General features: G+C 64.7%; 16 protein-coding genes. 11 read left to right on the forward strand and 5 right to left on the reverse strand.

Going from position 1 to position 18,980, the window contains the following annotated elements:
* The first annotated feature begins 15 nt into the window (after positions 1-15).
* Positions 16-1,269 carry an MFS transporter gene (locus E5221_RS09165; RefSeq protein ID WP_039614528.1) on the forward strand — a complete coding sequence of 418 codons (1,254 nt, stop codon included), beginning with the start codon at positions 16-18 and terminating at the stop codon, positions 1,267-1,269.
* Here the strand turns inward: E5221_RS09165 and E5221_RS09170 are convergent.
* Positions 1,236-2,225 (reverse strand): LysR family transcriptional regulator, encoded by a 990-nt coding sequence (locus tag E5221_RS09170; protein ID WP_247847178.1) that lies wholly within the window; start codon positions 2,223-2,225, stop codon positions 1,236-1,238. The two genes, E5221_RS09165 and E5221_RS09170, sit on opposite strands and share 34 nt — an antisense overlap.
* Before the next feature lie 214 nt (positions 2,226-2,439).
* Here E5221_RS09170 and E5221_RS09175 point away from each other — a divergent pair, with 214 nt between their 5' ends.
* The 4 genes from E5221_RS09175 to E5221_RS09190 are packed head-to-tail and all read left to right on the forward strand — an operon-like array spanning position 2,440 to position 6,298.
* Positions 2,440-4,293, forward strand: coding sequence for a DUF1302 domain-containing protein (locus E5221_RS09175; protein WP_247847179.1), 1,854 nt, complete (start codon positions 2,440-2,442; stop codon positions 4,291-4,293).
* A 22-nt stretch (positions 4,294-4,315) separates the two neighbouring features.
* Positions 4,316-5,626: a DUF1329 domain-containing protein gene (locus tag E5221_RS09180; RefSeq protein WP_082810638.1), complete on the forward strand. Its 1,311-nt coding sequence runs from the start codon at positions 4,316-4,318 to the stop codon at positions 5,624-5,626.
* Positions 5,626-6,012, forward strand: a complete 387-nt coding sequence (locus tag E5221_RS09185; protein WP_061305941.1) for a DUF202 domain-containing protein — start codon at positions 5,626-5,628, stop codon at positions 6,010-6,012. Before E5221_RS09180 ends, E5221_RS09185 begins: the two co-directional genes overlap by 1 nt.
* A complete protein-coding gene (locus tag E5221_RS09190; protein ID WP_039614524.1) occupies positions 6,005-6,298 on the forward strand; it encodes a DUF202 domain-containing protein in 294 nt (97 codons plus the stop codon). Before E5221_RS09185 ends, E5221_RS09190 begins: the two co-directional genes overlap by 8 nt.
* An 82-nt stretch (positions 6,299-6,380) precedes the next feature.
* On the opposite strand, the gene E5221_RS09195 is transcribed toward E5221_RS09190, so the two are convergent.
* Complete coding sequence (locus E5221_RS09195) at positions 6,381-8,342, reverse strand: alkyl sulfatase dimerization domain-containing protein (RefSeq protein ID WP_247847181.1); 1,962 nt, start codon at positions 8,340-8,342, stop codon at positions 6,381-6,383.
* 101 nt (positions 8,343-8,443) lie between these two features.
* Positions 8,444-9,367: a LysR family transcriptional regulator gene (locus E5221_RS09200; RefSeq protein ID WP_247847182.1), complete on the reverse strand. Its 924-nt coding sequence runs from the start codon at positions 9,365-9,367 to the stop codon at positions 8,444-8,446.
* A gap of 83 nt (positions 9,368-9,450) precedes the next feature.
* Between E5221_RS09200 and E5221_RS09205 the strand changes: the two genes are divergently transcribed.
* From E5221_RS09205 to E5221_RS09225, 5 genes are read left to right on the forward strand one after another with little or no spacing between them, the layout of a single operon-like run.
* On the forward strand, positions 9,451-10,689 hold the full coding sequence (locus E5221_RS09205) for a 3-hydroxyacyl-CoA dehydrogenase (protein WP_247847184.1): 1,239 nt from the start codon (positions 9,451-9,453) through the stop codon (positions 10,687-10,689).
* Positions 10,686-12,461, forward strand: a complete 1,776-nt coding sequence (locus E5221_RS09210; RefSeq protein WP_247847185.1) for an acyl-CoA dehydrogenase C-terminal domain-containing protein — start codon at positions 10,686-10,688, stop codon at positions 12,459-12,461. The genes E5221_RS09205 and E5221_RS09210 overlap by 4 nt, the downstream gene beginning before the upstream one ends.
* A gap of 30 nt (positions 12,462-12,491) precedes the next feature.
* Positions 12,492-13,655 carry an iron-containing alcohol dehydrogenase gene (locus E5221_RS09215; protein ID WP_031325707.1) on the forward strand — a complete coding sequence of 388 codons (1,164 nt, stop codon included), beginning with the start codon at positions 12,492-12,494 and terminating at the stop codon, positions 13,653-13,655.
* A complete protein-coding gene (locus tag E5221_RS09220) occupies positions 13,655-14,107 on the forward strand; it encodes a thioesterase family protein (protein ID WP_003260181.1) in 453 nt (150 codons plus the stop codon). The genes E5221_RS09215 and E5221_RS09220 overlap by 1 nt, the downstream gene beginning before the upstream one ends.
* Positions 14,104-15,288, forward strand: a complete 1,185-nt coding sequence (locus E5221_RS09225; protein WP_061552305.1) for an acetyl-CoA C-acyltransferase — start codon at positions 14,104-14,106, stop codon at positions 15,286-15,288. The genes E5221_RS09220 and E5221_RS09225 overlap by 4 nt, the downstream gene beginning before the upstream one ends.
* 95 nt (positions 15,289-15,383) lie before the next feature.
* Here E5221_RS09225 and E5221_RS09230 read toward each other — a convergent pair whose 3' ends face one another.
* A complete protein-coding gene (locus E5221_RS09230; RefSeq protein ID WP_061552304.1) occupies positions 15,384-16,244 on the reverse strand; it encodes a CAP domain-containing protein in 861 nt (286 codons plus the stop codon).
* A gap of 162 nt (positions 16,245-16,406) precedes the next feature.
* Positions 16,407-17,972 (reverse strand): winged helix-turn-helix domain-containing tetratricopeptide repeat protein, encoded by a 1,566-nt coding sequence (locus E5221_RS09235; protein WP_247847187.1) that lies wholly within the window; start codon positions 17,970-17,972, stop codon positions 16,407-16,409.
* Positions 17,973-18,216: 244 nt separating this feature from the next.
* Between E5221_RS09235 and E5221_RS09240 the strand changes: the two genes are divergently transcribed.
* On the forward strand, positions 18,217-18,960 hold the full coding sequence (locus tag E5221_RS09240) for an SDR family oxidoreductase (RefSeq protein WP_085721106.1): 744 nt from the start codon (positions 18,217-18,219) through the stop codon (positions 18,958-18,960).
* The last annotated feature ends 20 nt before the right edge of the window (positions 18,961-18,980 follow it).

The following is an 18,980-nucleotide window of genomic DNA, read 5'->3' on the forward strand; positions in this document are numbered from 1 at the left end:
GCAGGCACGGCCTGGATGATAGCGGTACTGCTGGCACTGCTTATGCTGGTGAACTTCCTGGACAAGGTGGTCATCGGCCTTGTAGCGGTACCCATGTCCAGGGAACTGGGTTTGTCCCCGGCCGAGTTCGGCCTGGTGGGCGGCGCGCTGCACTGGTTCTTCGCCATCTCTGCAGTGGTCGGTGGCTTCATGGCCAACCGCCGGCCGACCCGCACCCTGCTGTTGGGCATGGGCGCGTTCTGGGCGCTGATCCAGTTGCCCATGCTGTTCGTCACCTCCCTGTGGGCTATTGTCGCTTGCCGGGTGCTGCTGGGCATCGGCGAAGGGCCGGCGTCACCGGTGGCAACCCATGCCTTGTACAAGTGGTTCCCCAACGACCGGCGCAACCTGCCGGTGGCGCTGTTGCATACCGGTAGTGCACTTGGGCTGCTGGTGGCAGGCGCAATGATTCCATGGATCAGCGTGCACTATGGCTGGCGCATGAACTTCATCGTGCTGGCCTTGATCGGTGCGGCGTGGTGCGTGCTGTGGTGGGCATTGGGGCGCGAGGGTACTCTTGACCGCAGCCGCCCCGGCCAGCCCAGGGAAGAACAGGCGCACATCGCCTACCGCCGTCTGCTCGGCGACCGCACCGTGCTGGGCAATTACCTGTGCCACTTCGCCGCCAATTGGTCGCTGGCCCTGACCTTGACGTGGGTGCCGAGTTATCTGGAAACCGGGTTGGGCATCGACCCGATCATGACCGGTCGGGTGTTCGTGCTTTTCGTGGTGGTGACCACGCCGCTGAGCCTGTTCATGGCCTGGCTGTCGCAGCGCATGATGCGCGCCGGGGTGGCGACACGCTGGTCGCGCGGAGCCTTCGTGTCCCTGTGCCTGATTGCCAGCGGGTTGTTGTCGGCGGCATTGTTCCTGCCGGGCCTGGGGAATGTCGAGCGAATCATCAGCCTGACTTTCAGTGGCGGGCTGGCGCTGGTCATGTACTCGGTGGGGCCAGCCATGCTGGCGGAGTTCACGCCCAGCGGGCAGCGTGGCGGCATCCTGGCTATCGGCAATGGTATCGCTTCGCTGGCCGGGCTGGCGGCACCCGTAGTCACGGGGTTTCTGGTGCAGGGCGCCGGAGCCGACCACCCGGCAGGGTATGGCCAGGGCTTCCTGGTATGCGGGGCGGTGCTGGTCATTGCCGGGTTGACAGGGTTGGTATGGATGGACCCTCAGAAAACCCGCCAACGGCTGCTTCAGGTGGGCACGGCTGCGCTGGCCCGGGCCTGACCTGCGCTGCGTTCAGAGGCTCTGCTGGGGGAGGGGGCACGCTCTATCAGGGTGCCTTTCCAGCGCTCGCTGCGCACCGCATCCACGAGCAGCCCGCGCACCAGGTCGCGCATGCAGGCGGCGGCGAACGACAATGGCTTGTGTTGCGAATGGGCCAGGGCAATCGTACGAGTGATGCGCGGCTCCACGATCAGCCGCGCGCTGGCCGGGGCGGCCAGGTCCAGCAATGGCGGCCAGTTGCTGATGGTCGCCGCCAGGCCGGCGCGTACCAGGCTGGCTATGCCGGGCGCAGACTGCTGTTCATAGCTTGAATCCAGGGCTACGCCGGTTTCCATGGCCGCCTGCTCGATGCGCCTGCGCAGGTGCAGGCTGCGCGGCGGCATTACCAGCCGGCTCGACGCGGCCTCGGCCAGGGTGATCGGTGAGTCGTCCGGACCATGCGCAGGCAGGCCGACCCAGTACAGGTCTTCGGAGAACACGGGCTCGGCGACAATGTGCGCCAGCTCCTCCGCATTGGGCACCACACCGAAATCCACCTTGCCCAGCTCGATCGCCTGGCCGCCTTCGCGGCTAAGGCCGTCCCATACGGTGAGCTTGATACCAGGAAAGCGCGCCTGCGCCTGGGTGATGATGGCTGGCAACAACAGCGCCGAAGCCGTGGCCGGAATCGAGATGGCCACGTGGCCCTTGGGGTTGCCGCGGCTGGATTTGAGTTCGTCCTTGACCGAATCAAGCTTCTGTATCACCGAGCGTGCCACTTCGTACAGCTGGCGCCCTGCATCGGTCAGCTCGATGCCGTCATGCTGGCGCGCCAGCAACTGCATTTCCAGCTCGCTTTCCAGCAGTCCTATCTGACGGCTCAATGCTGGCTGGGCAATGAACGCGTGGCGCGCGGCGTTGGAGAAGCTGCCGGCTTCGACAATGGCAATCAGGTAACGCAGCTGTTTCAAAGTCATGGCAATTCTCAGGCTATGCCGAAGTGGTATGGCAACTATCGAGAGACGTTATTTGTTCAGCTCTAGTGGCCTACTTAGTATCGGGGAACACCGGATCGAGGATAACAGAAACTTTCACTTATTTACCCAGCCCCTTTTACACAAGCCTTTGCGCCGTGTTTCGGCGCTAACTCGCAACTCACTCTCGAATAAACACAATAAGAGGTTAAGAGTGATGGCATTTCGTGCTTCTGGTCTTTCGGGACCGTTGTCGCTGCTTGCGTCGTCTGCACTTTTTTCTGTGCCTGCCCTGGCTGTTCAATTTAATCTGGGAGAGTTTGAAGGACAGTTTGATTCAGCGTTTTCGTTTGGTACCAGCATTTCCACTGCCAACCCGGACCCGGCTTTGCACAATAGTGCAAACAGTGATGACGGCCGCCTGAACTTTGCCTCGGGTGATGTATTTTCGGCAGTGTTCAAAGGTACCCATGATCTGGAGCTCAAACATGCCAACCTGGGTGTGTTCCTGCGTGGCACCTACTGGTACGACACGGCGCTGCGCGACCATGACCAGCGCTTCAAGCAGGTCGAGGACAACAACCGCAAGCGCTCGGCCAAGACCGCAGGTACCCAGCTGCTCGACGCCTTTGGCTACTACCTCTACGACATCGATGGCCAGCCAGGCTCGGCAAGGCTGGGCAAGCAGGTAGTGAACTGGGGCGAGAGCACCTTCATCCAGGGCGGGCTGAACGTCATCAACCCCTTCAACCTGGCGGCGCTGCGCCGCCCAGGTTCCGAGGTGAAGGACGCGCTGGTGCCGGTGAACCTGTTCTACTTCACGCAGAACCTGACCGAGGCGTTGTCGGTCGATGGCTTCTACCAGTTGGACTGGGACCAGACCCAGCTCGACAACTGTGGCACGTTCTTCTCCAACAACGACTTCCTGCCCGATGGTTGCGATGGCCTGGACGTGGGAGCCAGGTTGCTTGGCAACCCGGCTGCCGTGGCCGGCCTTGCACCGTTTGGCGTGAACCTGACCAGCGAAGGCGTGCGCATACCCCGGGGCAGTGACCAGGATGCCCGCGACGGCGGGCAGTGGGGTGTGTCGTTGCGCTGGTACGTGGCGGCGCTGGATACCGAGTTCGGTGCCTACGCAGCCAACTATCACAGCCGCACGCCTTATCTGGGGACGGTCAGCAGCCCTTATTTCGACAACAGCCGCTTCGCCCCCCGGTTGTGCGCCAACCTGGGTATCGGCCCGGCCGGTTGCGCCGGGTTCCTCGGCTCCGCTGCCGGTCAGTCGCTGGTCGGTGCATTGCGCCTGGGTACCTCCCAGTACCGTGTGCAGTACCCCGAGGACATCCGCATGTACGGGTTGTCGTTCGCCACCACCCTGCGCAGCGGTACGGCCCTGCAGGGTGAGTTGAGTTACCGGCCGAATATGCCCATGCAACTCAACGGTACCGACATCATCCAGTCGCTGCTCAACGTCGAGGGGCGTTCACCTTTGCTGGGCGACGGGCTGCGGCCAGAAAGCGCCAGCACCCTGTTCGACGGCTACCGGCGCAAGGAGGTGACCCAGCTTCAGGTGACCGCCGTACATGCCTTCAGTCAGGTGCTGGGGGCCAACCAGATGCTACTGGTGGGCGAGGCCGGGGCCACCTACGTCGGCGGGCTGGAGGGCGGCGGAGGCCCGCGTTACGGCCGCTCGGGTACCTTCAACAGTGGCGAGTTGGCGGACAACAGCGTCTGCCGGGCGATTTCCAAGACGCCAGAGCACTGTAATGACCAAGGCTTCATGACCCCGTTCTCCTGGGGCTACCGGTTACGCGCGACCTTGACGTACCCCAACGTGATCGCCGGCTTCGACCTGCGGCCGAACCTGTCCTGGTCGCACGATGTGCACGGTACAGGCCCGGTGGAAGGCTCGGCTTTCAGCGAAGGCTCCAAGGCCATGAGCGTCGGGCTGGATGCGACGCTTGCCAGTACCTACAGCCTGAGCCTGTCGTACACCGACTTTATCGATGGCGACTATGGCACCCGTGGTGACCGGGACTTTGTCTCGCTGAGCCTGGGCGTCACCTTCTGAGGGCATGATGATGAATATGCGAATGGTGATGATCGGCCTGTTCTGGGCCAGCGGCGCGCTGGCTGCGACAGGCCTGCCAGACAACCTGACCCCTGTGGGCGCCGAACGCGCGGCCAGCCCGGACGGCCGTATCCCGGCCTGGCAAGGCGGGTTGAGCGTCGCCCAGCAGCGCCTGGGTGACAACGGCACGCCGCTGGATCCGTATGCCGCCGAGCAGCCGCTGTACCGGATCACGGCGGCCAACTATCGGCGTTACCAGGGCCAGCTTTCCGACGGCCAGGTAGCCTTGCTCAAGCGCTTCCCGCACACCTTCGAACTGCCGGTCTACCCCACCCATCGCAGTGTCGCGGTGCCTGCCGGCGTCGCCGCCTCGGCCGCCCGCAATGCAGCGCAGGCGCAGCTGGATGACCAGGGCAACGGCCTGCGCGGGTTCAATGGAGTGATTGCGTTTCCCCGGCCGGACAACGGGCTGGAAGTGATCTGGAACCATCTGACCCGGCACCGCAATGCCAGTTACATTCAGATGTCCGACAGCGTCACACCGTTCAAGAACGGCCGCTTCGTGCTGATGAGCGCGCGCCAGGATGTAGCCCGCCCGGAAGGCCTGGGTGGGCTGGGTGCAAGCAATGTGTTGTATTACTTCACCTACCGCATGACGGCACCATCACGGCTTGCCGGTGATGCCATGGTGGTTCACGAAACCCTTGACCAGGTAGCCGAGCCCCGCTTGTCCTGGGTCTACAGTGCCAGTCAGCGGCGTGTGCGGCGCGCGCCGAACATCGCCTACGACACCACGGGGCCAGGCACCGCAGGCCTGCGTACTGCCGACAGCCGCGACATGTTCAATGGCGCCCCCGACCGTTACCAGTGGAAGCTGCTGGGCAAGCAGGCCCTGCACGTGCCGTACAACAGCTACCGCCTGGCATCGCCCGAGCTGCGCTATGCCGAGCTGATCAGGCCTGGTCATGTCAATCCGGCGCCCACACGCTACGAGCTGCACCGGGTGTGGGTGGTGGAGGCGACGCTGAAGCCCGGCGCACAGCACATCTACGCCAAGCGACGCTTCTATGTGGACGAAGACACCTGGGCCATTCTCGAAACCGACAGCTACGATGCTGGCGGCCATCTGTGGCGTACATCACAGGCCCACAGCTTCTACCACCCAGGCGGCGAGGTGGCGGTCAACGCAATGGAGGTCACCTATGACCTCAAGAGTGGCCGCTACCATGCGTCGGGGCTGATCAACCAGCAACGTCGCCCGTTCGACTTCAATGTTCGCACCAGCCTTTCGTATTTTTCTCCTGGCGCCCTGCGCAGCTTTGGCGTGCGCTGATGGACGCCTTTGAACCACGGCCGGACTGGGCTCGGCGTCTGCTGGGGCAGGGCGAGGCGCCCGACCCTCGCTTCACCTTGGCCAACGAGCGCACGTTCCTGGCCTGGATCCGTACCGCGCTGGCGTTGCTGGGAGGTGGCATTGCCATCGAGACCTTTGCCGGCCAGGCCCTGCAGGCGCCGCTTCGGCTCTGGCTTGTCGGCAGCCTGATGTTGCTGAGCATGTTGCTGAGCGCTGGCGCCTGCCTGCGCTGGCTGCGGGTGGAGCGTGCCTTGCGTCAGCTCCGGCCATTGCCGCTGCCGGCGCTGGTGCCGCTGTTGGCCCTGGGTTGCCTGATCGCGGCGTTGATGGCCGCTGTCGTGTTGTGGCCGCGCTGGCATGCCTGATCCGGGCTTGCAGGCCGAACGCACCGAACTGGCTTGGCGGCGTACCTGGTTGGCGCTGGTGGCGGTCGCGGGGTTGGCTTTGCGACAGGGCGACCTGGCGCTGGCGGCAGTAGTCGGCTTCGCAACGCTGACGCTGTTGACCCGCCAGGGGCGGCGCTACAGCGAGGGGCTGGCGATGTTGCGGGCCGAGCGCGGTCAGCCTGCGATTCTGCCGGTAATGGCACTGGGTAGCGCGGTGTGCCTGATGGCGCTGGCAGGGTTGTACCGGTTGGCGAACGGGGGCTGAAACCCCTCCCACAGATACGATGTGAATCCAGACGCCATTGCGGTACCTGTGAGAGCGGGCTTGCCGGCGAAGATGCCGGCGCTCAGGGGGTCACGATGTTGAAACGGGAATCGGCGTTCTCCAGGCCGCCCATGAAACGCAGGAACTTCACCCGTTCACCTTCGATGGAGATCTCGCCCAGCGTGGCCTCCTTGAGGAACCCGGTCTGCTTCAGGGCAATACGGTCCAATGTCTGTTTGCTCATGCTCACCTGCACATCGGCCTGGGCGTGACGAGTCAGGTCGCGATGGGTGAGCACGCCGTTGCGCAGGGTCAGGGCGTAGTCTTCACCCAGGTCGGTGAAGCGCCAGTTGATGCTCAGGTCGCTCTCCGCCGCCTTGAAGGCATCCACCCGTACCCCAAGGTAATCGAAGAACAGGCTTGGGGTCAGTGCCCGCACCATGTCGTCGGCATTGCCGCCACTGCCGGTGGCGGCGGCTATTCCACCGCGCAGCTCCTGGGCGCCGCTGAGGTAGGCGTTGCGCCAGGTAGCGTTCTCGCTCTGGTAACCCAGCTGTTCCAGCGCATCGGCCTGCAGTTCGCGCGCTGCGGTATTGCCCGGTTCGGCGAATACCAGATGGTTCACCAGCTGCGCGACCCAGCGGTAGTCACCTTCGGCAAAGGCTTGGCGTGCCTGGGCCAGCACCTGATCAGCGCCACCCATTGCCGCCACGTAGCGCTTGCCGGCAGCTTGCGGCGGCAGTGGGTCGAGGTTGGCCGGGTTGCCATCGTAAAAGCCCATGTAGCGTTGGTAGACCGCACGTACGTTATGGCTTAGCGAGCCATAGTAGTCGCGGCTGTACCACTTGCTTGCCAGGCGCGGCGGGAGGTTGGCCAGGCTCTGGGCGATTTCCATTGGTGTCTGGCCCTGGTTGATCAGGCGCAAGGTCTGGCTATCGATGAAGGCATACATGTCGCGCTGGTCGGCCAGGTACTCGCGGATTGCCGGCCCGCCCCAGGTCGGCCAGTGATGCTGGGCGAACACTACCTCGGCCTGGTCGCCGTAACGCAACAGCGATTGGTCCAGGTAGTGCGCCCAGACTTTCGGGTCGCGTACCAGCGCACCGCGCAGGGTCAGAACATTGTGCTGCACGTGGGTGGCATTCTCGGCCATGCACAGAGCCTTGAGCCCAGGGAAGTAGATGTTCATCTCCGCTGGCGCTTCGGTGCCAGGGGTCAACTGGAACTCTACCTCCACGCCGCTGAGGGTCATGCGTTGCAGCGGCTGGCTGATTTCCAGCGTCGGCGCTATCAGGCTGACGGTGGCGTTGGCCGGCACCCCTTTGCCCAGGCCGGCATCCACTTGGCCGCGTGGCCCGCGGGGCAGCGGGGCACCGTACATGTACTGGGCGCGGCGTTTCATGGCCGGGCCGGCCAGCACGTTTTCGCCGATGGCATGCTCGAAGAAGCCTTCGGGTGCAATGACCTGGACCTTGCCGGCCTTTACGTCCGCCTCGTCGATCACCCCGCGCGCGCCGCCGAAATGGTCGATGTGCGGGTGGGTGTAGATCAGCGTGGTCACCGGCTTGCGCGGGCGGTGCCGAAAATACAGTTCAAGGCCGGCCTTTGCGGTTTCGACGGCCAGCAGCGGATCGAGCACGATCAGCCCGTCCTGGCCTTCAACGATGGTCATGTTGGCCAAGTCCAGGCCGCGGATCTGGTAGATGCCTTCGGTGACCTTGAACAGGCCGGCGATGGTGTTCAGCTGGGCGATGCGCCACAGGCTCGGGTTTACCGTGGCCGGGGCCTGCGTCGGGTCGAGAAAACGATACTGACCCAGGTCCCACACAGTCTTGCCATCGGCGGTCGCGACCGGCCCGTCGAAGCGTTCAAGCAGCCCGCGCCGGGCCGCTTCGAAATCCCCGTGGTCATCGAAAGGCAGGCGTTGCAACCATTGCTGGTTGCTGGCCTGGGTGGCCGGGGTGGCATCCTTTGCCGCCGTAGTGGCCAGGCTCGGGAGGGGCGCCAGCAGGGCGAGCGTCAGCATCGACAGTGGGAAGCGCATGGTGTGTCCTTGTTGTTATGGTGGCGGACCACTGTAGGGGACGGGTTCGGGCACCAGCCAATACCAGAGCGGCATGGTTGCCATCGCATTTGCTGATGGCCTCAGGCAGGCGGAAGCTCCATGATCTGCTCCACCAGCCAGGCCAGGGCGGGGTCGTGCCGACGATGGGTCAGGTGCACCAGTTCCAGCTCGAACGGCTCCAGGGCGAAGGGCAGTTCATGCACCGCCAAGGGCAGCAACCTGGCGAACTGCTGCGCAAGTTGCCGCGGCAGCACCACGCACATCTCGGTGGCGGCGGCCAGATGCGCTGCTTGAAGGTAGTTGGGGGTGGTGTAGGCAATTTTCCGGGTCAGGCCTTGTTCGGCCAGCCATTGGTCGACCATGCCGCGGGTCTGGCCACCGTGTACCCAGATGTGCCGCAAACCAAGAAACGCCTGAAGATCCAGTGCCTGGTCCGGCGCCAGTTGCGGATGCTTCTGGCGCAGCGCGACTTGCAGGGTTTCACGCCTCCAGGGGCGGCGGCTGAAACGTGCCGGCACCTCATCGAAGCGCCCCAGTACCAGGTCGAGGTCGCCGCGGTCCAGCGCGTCGGCCGGCAGGTTGGGAGCCAGGTGCACCACATCGATGCGCAAGTGCGGGGCCAGTACCTGCAGGCGTGCCAGCAGCGGTGGCATGCACAACTGTTCGACGAAGTCGGTGAGGGCGATGCGCAGCTGACGGTGGCTGCGCTGTGGCTCGAAGGCATCGCCAGTGGCCAGGGTCTGCTCGATTTGTTGCAGCGCCGCTCGAATCGGCCCTTCCAGCGCCAACGCCCGTGGCGTAGGGCGCATGCGCCGGCCCACACGAACCAGCAGCGGGTCGCCCAGCTGGTCGCGCAACCGCGCCAGGGCGTTGCTGACAGTGGGCTGGGTCAGGGCCAGGCGTTCAGCCGCCCGTGAGACATTCTGCTCGCGCAGCAACATGTCGAAGACCCGCAGCAGGTTCAGATCGAAGTTGGAAATATTCATGGGCAGAATATATGGCATACGAAATTGAAATTTCAAAAATACCTGCGGCCTGCTTAGGGTGATGCCTGTCCTCATACCTACAACAAGCAGGAGCGTTGCGCGTGAATACCCCCTTTCCGATCAACCAGGTGGCCGTGATAGGCGTAGGTACCATGGGCCGCGGCATTGTCATCAGCCTCGCCAGTGCCGGGCTGTCGGTGCTGTGGCTCGACAGCAACGCATCAGCCCTGGACGCTGGCCTGAGCATGGTCAGCCAGGCCTTGACCCAGCAGGTGGAGAAGCAGCGTGTCACCCAGGCCGAGGCCGAAGCCTGCCTGGCGCGAGTGCAGGCGGTGGATGGCTACGCCGCGCTGGCCCAGGCCGATCTGGTGATCGAGGCAGTGTATGAAAGCCTTGAACTGAAACAGGAAATCTTCCGGGCCCTGGACCAGCACCTCAAACCGGAGGCGATCCTGGCCAGCAATACCTCGGCGCTGGACATCGACGCGATCGCGGCGGTGACCCTGCGACCGTCGCACGTACTGGGCCTGCATTTCTTCAGCCCCGCGCATGTCATGAAGCTGCTCGAGATAGTGCGCGGCGCGCACACCGACCAGGCGGTGCTCCATACCGCCCTGGCGCTGGGCGAGCGCCTGGGCAAGGTGGCGGTAGTGGCCGGCAATTGCCCCGGTTTCATCGGCAACCGCATGCTGCGCAGTTATGTCGCCGAAGCGCGCAAGTTGCTGCTCGAAGGCGCACTGCCGCACCAGGTGGATGCGGTGCTGCAACAGTTCGGTTTTGCCATGGGCCCGTTCCGCATGTACGACGTGGTCGGTATCGACCTGGAATGGCGTGCCCGCCAGCTGGCCAGGCAGGGCATGCACGATCCACTGGTGCAAGTGGATAATGCGCTGTGTGATCTGGGCCGGCTGGGTCAGAAGACAGGGAAGGGCTATTACCGTTATGCACCTGGCAGCCGCCAGGCCGAGCATGACCCCGAGGTCGACGCCCTGGTGCTCAAGATTTCCAACGACCTGGGTTACCGACGCCGGGGCATCAGCGCCGAGGAAATCGTCGAGCGCTGCCTGCTGGCGCTGGTCAACGAGGGCGCGAAGATTCTGCAGGAAGGCATCGCTGCCAGCAGCGCCGACATCGACCGGGTGTGGCTCAACGGCTATGGCTTCCCTGCGGCCACAGGTGGCCCGATGCGCTGGGCCGATGACCAGGGTGCAGCATTCGTCCTGGCTCGGCTGGAATACCTGCAAAGCGTACTGGGCGAGCACTGGCGCCCGGCCGCTCTGCTCTGCACGCTGGTGGCCAACGGCAAGCGTTTCGAGCAGCAGGCGGAGGTTCAGGCATGAACTACCAGGCTCCCTTGCGCGACATGCGCTTCGTGCTGCACGAGCTGTTCGACGTTGCCGCCCATTGTCAGCAGCTGGGTATCGAACTGGACCGCGACACACTCGACGGCATACTGGAAGAGGCCGCGCGCTTTACCGGCGAGGTAGTCGCTCCGCTCAACCGCAACAGTGACGAGCAGGGCTGCCAGTTGGCTGATGGGGAGGTCATCACGCCCGATGGTTTCCGCGACGCCTACCGGCAATACGTGGCCCATGGCTGGGCCAGCATGACCGGGCCGCAGGCTTACGGCGGGCAGGGCCTGCCGCAAATGGCCTCGGCCAGTTTCCACGAAATGCTGATGGCCGCGTCGTTGTCGTTCCGCATCTACTCCGGCCTCACCGAAGGTGCCGTGCTGGCTTTGCATCGCCATGGCAGCCCGGCGCTGCAGCAGTCCTATCTGGCGCGCATGGTCAGTGGCGAGTGGGCCGGCACCATGTGCCTCACCGAGCCGCAGGCCGGCACCGACCTGGCCTTGCTGCGCACCCGTGCCCAGCCGCAGGTCGACGGTTCCTATCGCATCACAGGCAGCAAGATCTTCATCAGTGGCGGCGAACAGGACCTGACCGACAATATCGTTCATCTGGTACTTGCACGCCTGCCCGATGCGCCGGCCGGGGTGCGGGGCATCAGCCTGTTCCTGGTGCCCAAGCTGCTGCCGGGCGGCGAACGCAACGCGTTGGGCTGTGGCGCGCTGGAGCACAAGATGGGCATCAAGGGCGCCTCGACTTGCGTGATGAATTTCGACGGTGCCCAGGGATGGCTGGTAGGCGAGGCCAACCAAGGCCTGGCGTGCATGTTTACCATGATGAACGACGCCCGTTTCCAAGTCGGCCTGCAAGGGCTGGGCATTGCCGAAGCGGCCTTCCAGGGGGGGCTGGCCTATGCACGCGAGCGCTTGCAATCGCGCGCGCTGACCGGCCCGGCGGCGGCGGACAGGCCGGCCGATCCGATCATCGTCCACCCGGATGTGCGACGCATGCTGCTTACCCAGAAAACCCTCATCGAGGGCTGCCGAATGCTGGCCATCTATACCGCCCGGCAGCTCGACCTGGAGCACGCAGCGGCAAGCGATCAGGCACGCAAGGGCGCAACCCGGCGGGCTGCACTGCTGATTCCGATCGTCAAGGCGTTTTTCACCGATGTCGGGCAGGAGGTCGCCAGCCTTGGCGTGCAGCTATATGGCGGACACGGTTATATCCGCGAGTGGGGCATGGAGCAGTTGATGCGCGACAGCCGCATCACCCAGCTCTATGAAGGCACCAACGGCATCCAGGCTCTCGACCTGGTGCGCCGCAAGCTGCTGGGCGACGGCGGGGCCGAGCTGAACTTGCTGGTCGATGAACTGGCCCTGCATGTCGAGGCGGCTGGTGTCGGTGGTGGTCTGCATGCCATGGCGACAGCGGTCGGGCAGCGCCTGGAGGAATGGCGTGCGCTGGCAGGCCATGTAGTCGAGGCTTGCCAGCGTGACCCTCAGGAAATGGGCGCGGTCTCGGTGGACTTCCTGGCCTACTCGGCCTATGTGCTGCTCGCAGCGTTTTGGCTGCAGGCAGCCGTGCGCGCCGAGACGGCGCTGGCTGGCGGCAGTGCCGAAACGGATTTCTACCGGGCCAAGCTGCACGCGGCGCAGTTCTACTGGCGACGCGTCCTGCCCCGCGCCACCGCGCACCGCGAAGCCCTGCTGGGCGGTGCAGATTGCCTCATGGCACTGCCAGCGAGTGACTTCGCCTTCTGACGCAGGGCCAACGACGACAAGGAGAGCCAGATGCAGCCTTTCAGCTTTGCCACTACCGGGCAGATCCTCTGCGAAGCGGGCGCGGTGCAGCGCCTTGCCACTCTGTGCCGCGAGCGCGGCGCACGGCGCGTGCTGATCGTCAGTGACCCCGGTATCGCCCGCCTGGGCATGCTCGATGATCTGCTACCGGGATTCACGACGGCCAAGGTCGGCGTGGCGATCTTCAGCGAGGTTACCGCCGACCCCAGCGAAGCTTGTGTACTGGCAGCCACCCAGCGGGCCCGGCATATCGGTGCCGACCTGGTGGTGGGCTTTGGCGGCGGCAGTTCGATGGATGTTGCCAAGCTGGTCGCGCTGCTGGCCCACCGCGACTGCAACCAGCCGCTTGCCGAACTCTATGGCATGGACAAGGCCAAGGGCCGACGCCTGCCGTTGATCCAGGTGCCGACCACGGCCGGCACCGGTTCGGAGGTGACGCCGATCGCCATCGTCACCACCGGCGCCACCAGCAAGATGGGCATCGTCTCGCCGCTGCTGCTGCCGGACCTGGCGGTACTCGATGCCGTCTGCACGCTCGGCCTGCCCCCGGCAGTAACCGCCGCAACCGGTATCGATGCCATGGTGCATGCCATCGAAGCCTATACCAGCCGCCTCAAGCGCAACCCGCTGTCCAGCCTGCTGGCGCGCGAGGCGCTGCGGCTGCTGGCGGAAAACCTGGATCAGGCCGTGCACAATGGCGGCAATCTGGATGCGCGTCAGGCCATGCTGCTGGGCGCCTGCCTGGCCGGCCAGGCGTTTGCCAATGCCCCGGTGGCGGCGGTGCACGCGCTGGCTTATCCGTTGGGTGGGCACTTCCACATTCCCCATGGCCTGTCCAATGCATTGGTGTTGCCGCATGTGCTGCGTTTCAACCTGCCCGTGACGGTGACGGACTATGCCCAGCTGGCGGTGCCCCTGTTGGGCGCACGGTTGCAGCCTGGCGACCTGTACCGGCAGGCTGATCAGTTCGTCGAGGAACTGGCCGCGCTGGGCGCCCGCTGCGGTTTGCCTGGGCGGCTGCGTGATGCCGATGTTCCGCGCCATCGCCTGCCGCAACTGGCAGAAGATGCCATGCAACAGCAGCGCCTGCTGGTCAACAACCCGCGTGAAGTCACCCAGGCCGATGCACTGGCCATCTACGAGGCTGCCTACTGATGAGTGTGCATCGGCAACGTGACTACTACCGGCACTACACGCCAATCGCCACCCGCTGGCATGACAATGACGCCTACGGGCACGTGAACAACGTGGTCTATTACGGCTTTTTCGACAGCGCCGTGAACCGCCTGCTGATCGAGCAGGGCGGACTGGATATCCACCATGGCGCGGTGATTGCGCTGGTGGTCAGTTCGGCCTGCGACTACCAGTCGCCTGTAGCGTTTCCGCAGGGCATCGAGGTGGGCTTGGCGGTAAGCCGGCTGGGCAACACCTCGGTGCAGTACCAGTTGGCCGTATTCATCCAGGGCCAATCCCTGGCTTGCGCCACCGGACGCTTCGTCCATGTATTCGTCGACCGGCAGGGCCGACGCCCGGTCCCGGTGCCTGCCCGCTTGCGGCAGGTGTTGAGCGAACTGCAGCCTTTACTCCCCGAGGAATTTCGACCATGAAAGACGCCGTGATCGTAGCCACTGCCCGCACACCCATCGGCAAAGCCATGCGTGGCGCCTTCAACGACCTGAAAACCCCCAGCATGACTGCCGTCGCCATTCGGGCAGCCGTCGAGCGGGCTGGTATCGAGCCGGCGCAGGTGGAGGATCTGGTGCTGGGTACCGCCATGCAGAGTGGTACCGCCGCGATCAACCCTGGCCGACTGTCGGCGCTGGCTGCCGGCTTGCCGCAATCGGTCAGCGGGCAGACCCTCGACCGCCAGTGTGCGTCGGGCCTGATGGCCATCGCTACAGCGGCCAAGCAGATCATTGTCGATGGTATGCAGGTGACCATCGGCGCCGGCCAGGAGCAGATCAGCCTGGTCCAGCAGGTGCACAACCAGCTGGCCAGCGAGGCCTATGACCCTGCCGTTCTGCGAGTGAGCGAACACGCCTACATGCCGATGCTGCAAACCGCCGAGTTTGTCGCCCGCCGCTATGGCATCAGCCGGGAAGCGCAGGACGCCTATGCCTTGCAGTCGCAGCAACGCACTGCAGCGGCGCAGGCGGCGGGGTTGTTTGCCGATGAAATCGTGCCCGTCTCGGCACGCAGGAAGGTGGTCGACAAGCTGTCCGGTGCAGTGAGCCATGAGGAAGTCTGCCTCAGCCAGGACGAAGGTAACCGGCCGGCGACCACCCTGGCAGACCTGCAAGGGCTGAAGCCAGTTGTCGAAGGCGGCTGCGTGACGGCCGGCAATGCCAGCCAGCTGTCTGATGGCGCCAGTGCCTGCGTGCTGATGGAAGGCGCACTGGCCGCAAGGTCGGGCAAGGCGCCGCTGGGGCTGTATCGCGGTATCGCCGTGGCCGGTCTGGCTCCTGAGGAAATGGGTATCGGCCCGGTGCTGGCGGTGCCCAGGTTGCTGCACCAGCATGGCCTGAACGTGGACGACATCGGTCTGTGGGAGCTGAACGAAGCGTTCGCCTGCCAGGTACTGTATTGTGCCCAGCGTTTGCAGATAGACCCTGCGAAGCTGAACGTCAATGGCGGTGCCATTGCCATCGGCCACCCCTACGGCATGAGCGGTGCACGGATGGTCGGGCATGCGCTTCTGGAGGGCAGGCGGCGCGGGGTGAAGTACGTGGTGGTGACCATGTGTGTTGGCGGCGGGATGGGCGCGGCAGGGCTGTTCGAAGTGCTGTAGGGCATCCATCAGGCCAGCCCCGGCGTCTGCGGCTGGCCGCGGGGTGGCCTGCAAGTCTGAACGGCGGCTCGTTCGGGGTCTGCAGCCTGAGTCAGTCAGGGCGCGCCGAACAGCATCGTCCAGTACACGCCGTTATCGCTACGCGAGTTCTCGGCAAAGGCCGCACCCACCTGGGTAAACATCGGGTTCATCAGGTTGGCGCAATGCCCGGGGCTGGCCAGCCAGCCTGCCATCGCCTTGCTCGGTGACCCTTGGCCGGCGGCAATGTTCTCGCCGATCTGCCGCCCACGGTAGCCGGCATCCCATGCCCGATCCGCAGGTAGATCACCGTCGAGGTCGCGGTGCGCAAAGAAGTTGTCGTTGGCCATCGCCCGGCTGTGGCGCTGCGCCGCCGTTCCCAGGGCGGTGTTCCAGGCCAGCGGGCGTGCAGCGGCAAAGCGCTTGCGACCACACAGGCGTGGTTTCGCCCGTGCAGCGTTCACCTGTGCCAGCAACGCTCTGCTTGCCGATCGCCCATCGCCAAGCTGGGCATCGAGCAGGGGCCGAGCCAGCAGCACCCGCCACTCGTTGCGTGAGCGACTCACACCGATATCGGCATATTGGCTATCGAGCAGCGCCGTGCAGTAGTCGCTGCGCAGCATGTCGAAGGCCTCCTCGGCATCTTGCGCGCCGACCAGGCGGATGGCCCGCACCTTCACGGCCTGATAACCCGCAGCCTTCAATCCTTCCCGCAATGCCCCGCCGTAGCCGACCGGCAACGCCAGTTTCGGCTTCAGCACCAGCGGCGTCGAGCCCCGGATAATGCGCCGCTCGCAGCGCTGTGGCTGGGTGCGATAGTCGTTGATGGCTGCCACCAGTTGCCTTTCCCCGCTGGCATGGGCGGGGTTGGCGAACAGGTGGAAAAAAGGAATGAGGCAGAGCGAGACAAAGGGGGAGCGACGGACTGCGTGGCGCATGGGGTGAATGGCTCTGGTGAATGGCGGCGGCAAGGCCGAATTTAGGGCTCGGCTAAGACTGTGCGCCTCAATCCAGGTTCACTGGTGGCGGGTACAAATTTGTAGCTGGAGCTTCGGTACTCAAACGAAGGCAATCCAGGCCAGGGTTTCATGCATCCCCGATCAAGCCGGTAACCCCGCCAACCTCAACCCTTCGGCAAATCGGGCCAGATCCTCATCGCGGTAAATCGGCAGCCACTGGCGCAAGGTCGACACCCTTAACCCTGGGTCTTGTGCCCGCAAGCGCTCCATCGCCCGGTGCGCGCTGTCCATCCGCCCACTCAGTGCATGGCTGGCCGCCAGCAGGGCCACCGCTGCCAGCAGGCTGGGCAGATTCCCCAGCGACTTTTCCGCCCACTCCACAGCCTCATCCAGCCGCCCGGCAAAGAAATGCGCCAACGCCATGCCCACCTGCATGCGAAACATCTCCGGGTCCAGTGGGCTCAGCCGTGTGGCGTGCTTGAGATTGTCGATGGCGGTCTGTGTCTCGCCGCGTAACGCCCTGAGTATCCCGCCCAGGTACCAGGCCGGCGCCAGGTTGGAGTTGAGCAGGCGTGCCCGGTCAAGCAGCGCTATCGCGCCGTCCAGGTCACCCGTCAGATGCCCCAGGGCATGGCCGCCGCGGGTCAACGCCACGGCATCGTCACGCCCCAGTTCCACTGCCAGGCGCGCAAGCCGGGCACCTTCGGTGATTTCCTGGGCGCGATCATCCATCCAGCCATTGAGCTTGCGCCAGAAGTAGCACCACGCCGCCATGCCATAGGCCGAAGCGAACTCAGGGTCCAGTTCGATGGCTTGGTAGTACAGCGGTAGAGCCTGGGCGATGGCGTCGCGGGTACCGTTATGCAGCTTGGCCGTGCCGCGCAGGTAGTAATCGTAGGCGCACAGGTTGCCGGTGGGCTTGCGCTTGGCCCGTTCGATCTCCGCCCGTTCCAGCTGCGGGGCGATGGCGCCCACCACGCTTTCGGTCACCTGGTCCTGCAACTCGAACAGGTCGTCTAGCCGCCCCTCGAAACGCTCGGCCCACAGATGCTCGCCGCTGGTGGCGTCGGTCAGCTGGCCGGTGATGCGTAGCCGCTTGCCAGCCTTGCGCACGCTGCCTTCGAGCACATAGCGCACGCCCAGTGCCTGGCCAACCTGCTGCACATCGATGCGCTGGCCTTTGAAGGTGAAGCTCGAGTTGCGGGCGATGACGAACAGCCAGCGAATGCGGGACAGGGCGGCGATGATGTCCTCGACCATCCCGTCGGCGAAATAGTCCTGCTCAGGGTCACCGCTGAGGTTCTGGAAGGGCAGCACGGTGATCGACGGTTTATCGGGCAGGGCAGGCCCGCAGGCGACGGGAACAGGTTCGGATGGGGCCTGTGCCGCGCTGCTGGAAGGCTCGCGGACCAGGCCGACGAAGCGGTAGCCCTTGCGCGCGATCGTGCGTACCAGGCGCTGCTCTTCACCGGAATCGCCGATGGCTTTGCGCACGGCATTGATATGGCTGGTGATGGTCGATTCCGAGACGATCTTGCCGTTCCACACGCGCGCCAACAACTCGTCACGCCCCAGCACCTGGTCGCGGTGACTGACCAGTTGCAAGAGCAGGTCGAACACCTGCGGGCCGATGGCCACGGCCTTCCCGCACAGGGTCAGCTCCCTGCGCTGTTCGTCGAGCACATAGTCGTCAAACTCGAATGGCACGTGACATCCCCTCGCACGCCCTAGGCTTCGTGTCCGAGGCGACTGTTCAGTGGTATGGGCCGATGATACGGCAGCGCAAAGCTGGCTGCACATGCCAGGGCGTGGATTGAACAGTTTGGACGGAAATTCAAGCAAGCCTGGAGGCAAATCCAGCCGGTGCGCAAGGACTCTGCACAGGGCGGCGGCGCATGCTTGAACCACCACGACGGCAATGGTTGCAGTCGTGAACGTGGAGACAGCCCCAATGAAAATCGTGGTGATCGGAGGCACTGGCCTCATTGGTTCGAAGCTTGTCGATGGCCTGCGCGAGCGCGGCCACGATGCCGTTGCGGCAGCGCCGAGCACGGGGGTGAACAGCATCACCCGCGAGGGATTGGCAGAGGCGATGAACGGTGCGGATGTGGTTGTGGATGTGGCGAATGCCCCCTCCTGGGAGGACCAGGCAGTGCTCGATTTCTTCGAGACGTCCACCCGCAACCTGCTGGCAGCCGAGAAAGCTGCAGGGGTCAAGCATCATGTCGCGTTGTCTATCGTGGGCAGCGAGCGATTGCCGGAAAATGGCTACTTCCGGGCCAAGGTCGCCCAGGAGGCGCTGATCAGGCAGTCCGCGCTGCCGTACACCATTCTGCGCGCCACGCAGTTCTTCGAGTTCGTCGAAGGCATTGCCCAGGCAGGGACGGTGGGAGAGGAGATTCGCCTGTCGCCGGCGCTGTTCCAGCCTTTGGCCGCGGATGACGTGGTCGCGGCGCTGATCGATGTGGCGTTGGCGCCACCCGTGCTCGGCACGCTGGAGGTCGCCGGGCCAGAGGCCGCGCCACTGGATGAACTGGTGCGCCGCTTCCTGCGCCTGCGTGGCGATACACGCAAGGTGGTGCCGGATGTGCACGCCCGCTATTTCGGTGCCGAGCTCGATGACAAGTCGCTGACTCCCGGCAGCGGCGCGCGGCTTGGCAAGATCCGCTTCGAAGACTGGCTGGCTCGCCAGTGAGCGATTCAACCCCTATCCCG

This window comes from Pseudomonas sp. A2 (assembly GCF_023100865.1).
GTDB classification, from domain to species: Bacteria; Pseudomonadota; Gammaproteobacteria; order Pseudomonadales; family Pseudomonadaceae; genus Aquipseudomonas; species Aquipseudomonas asiatica.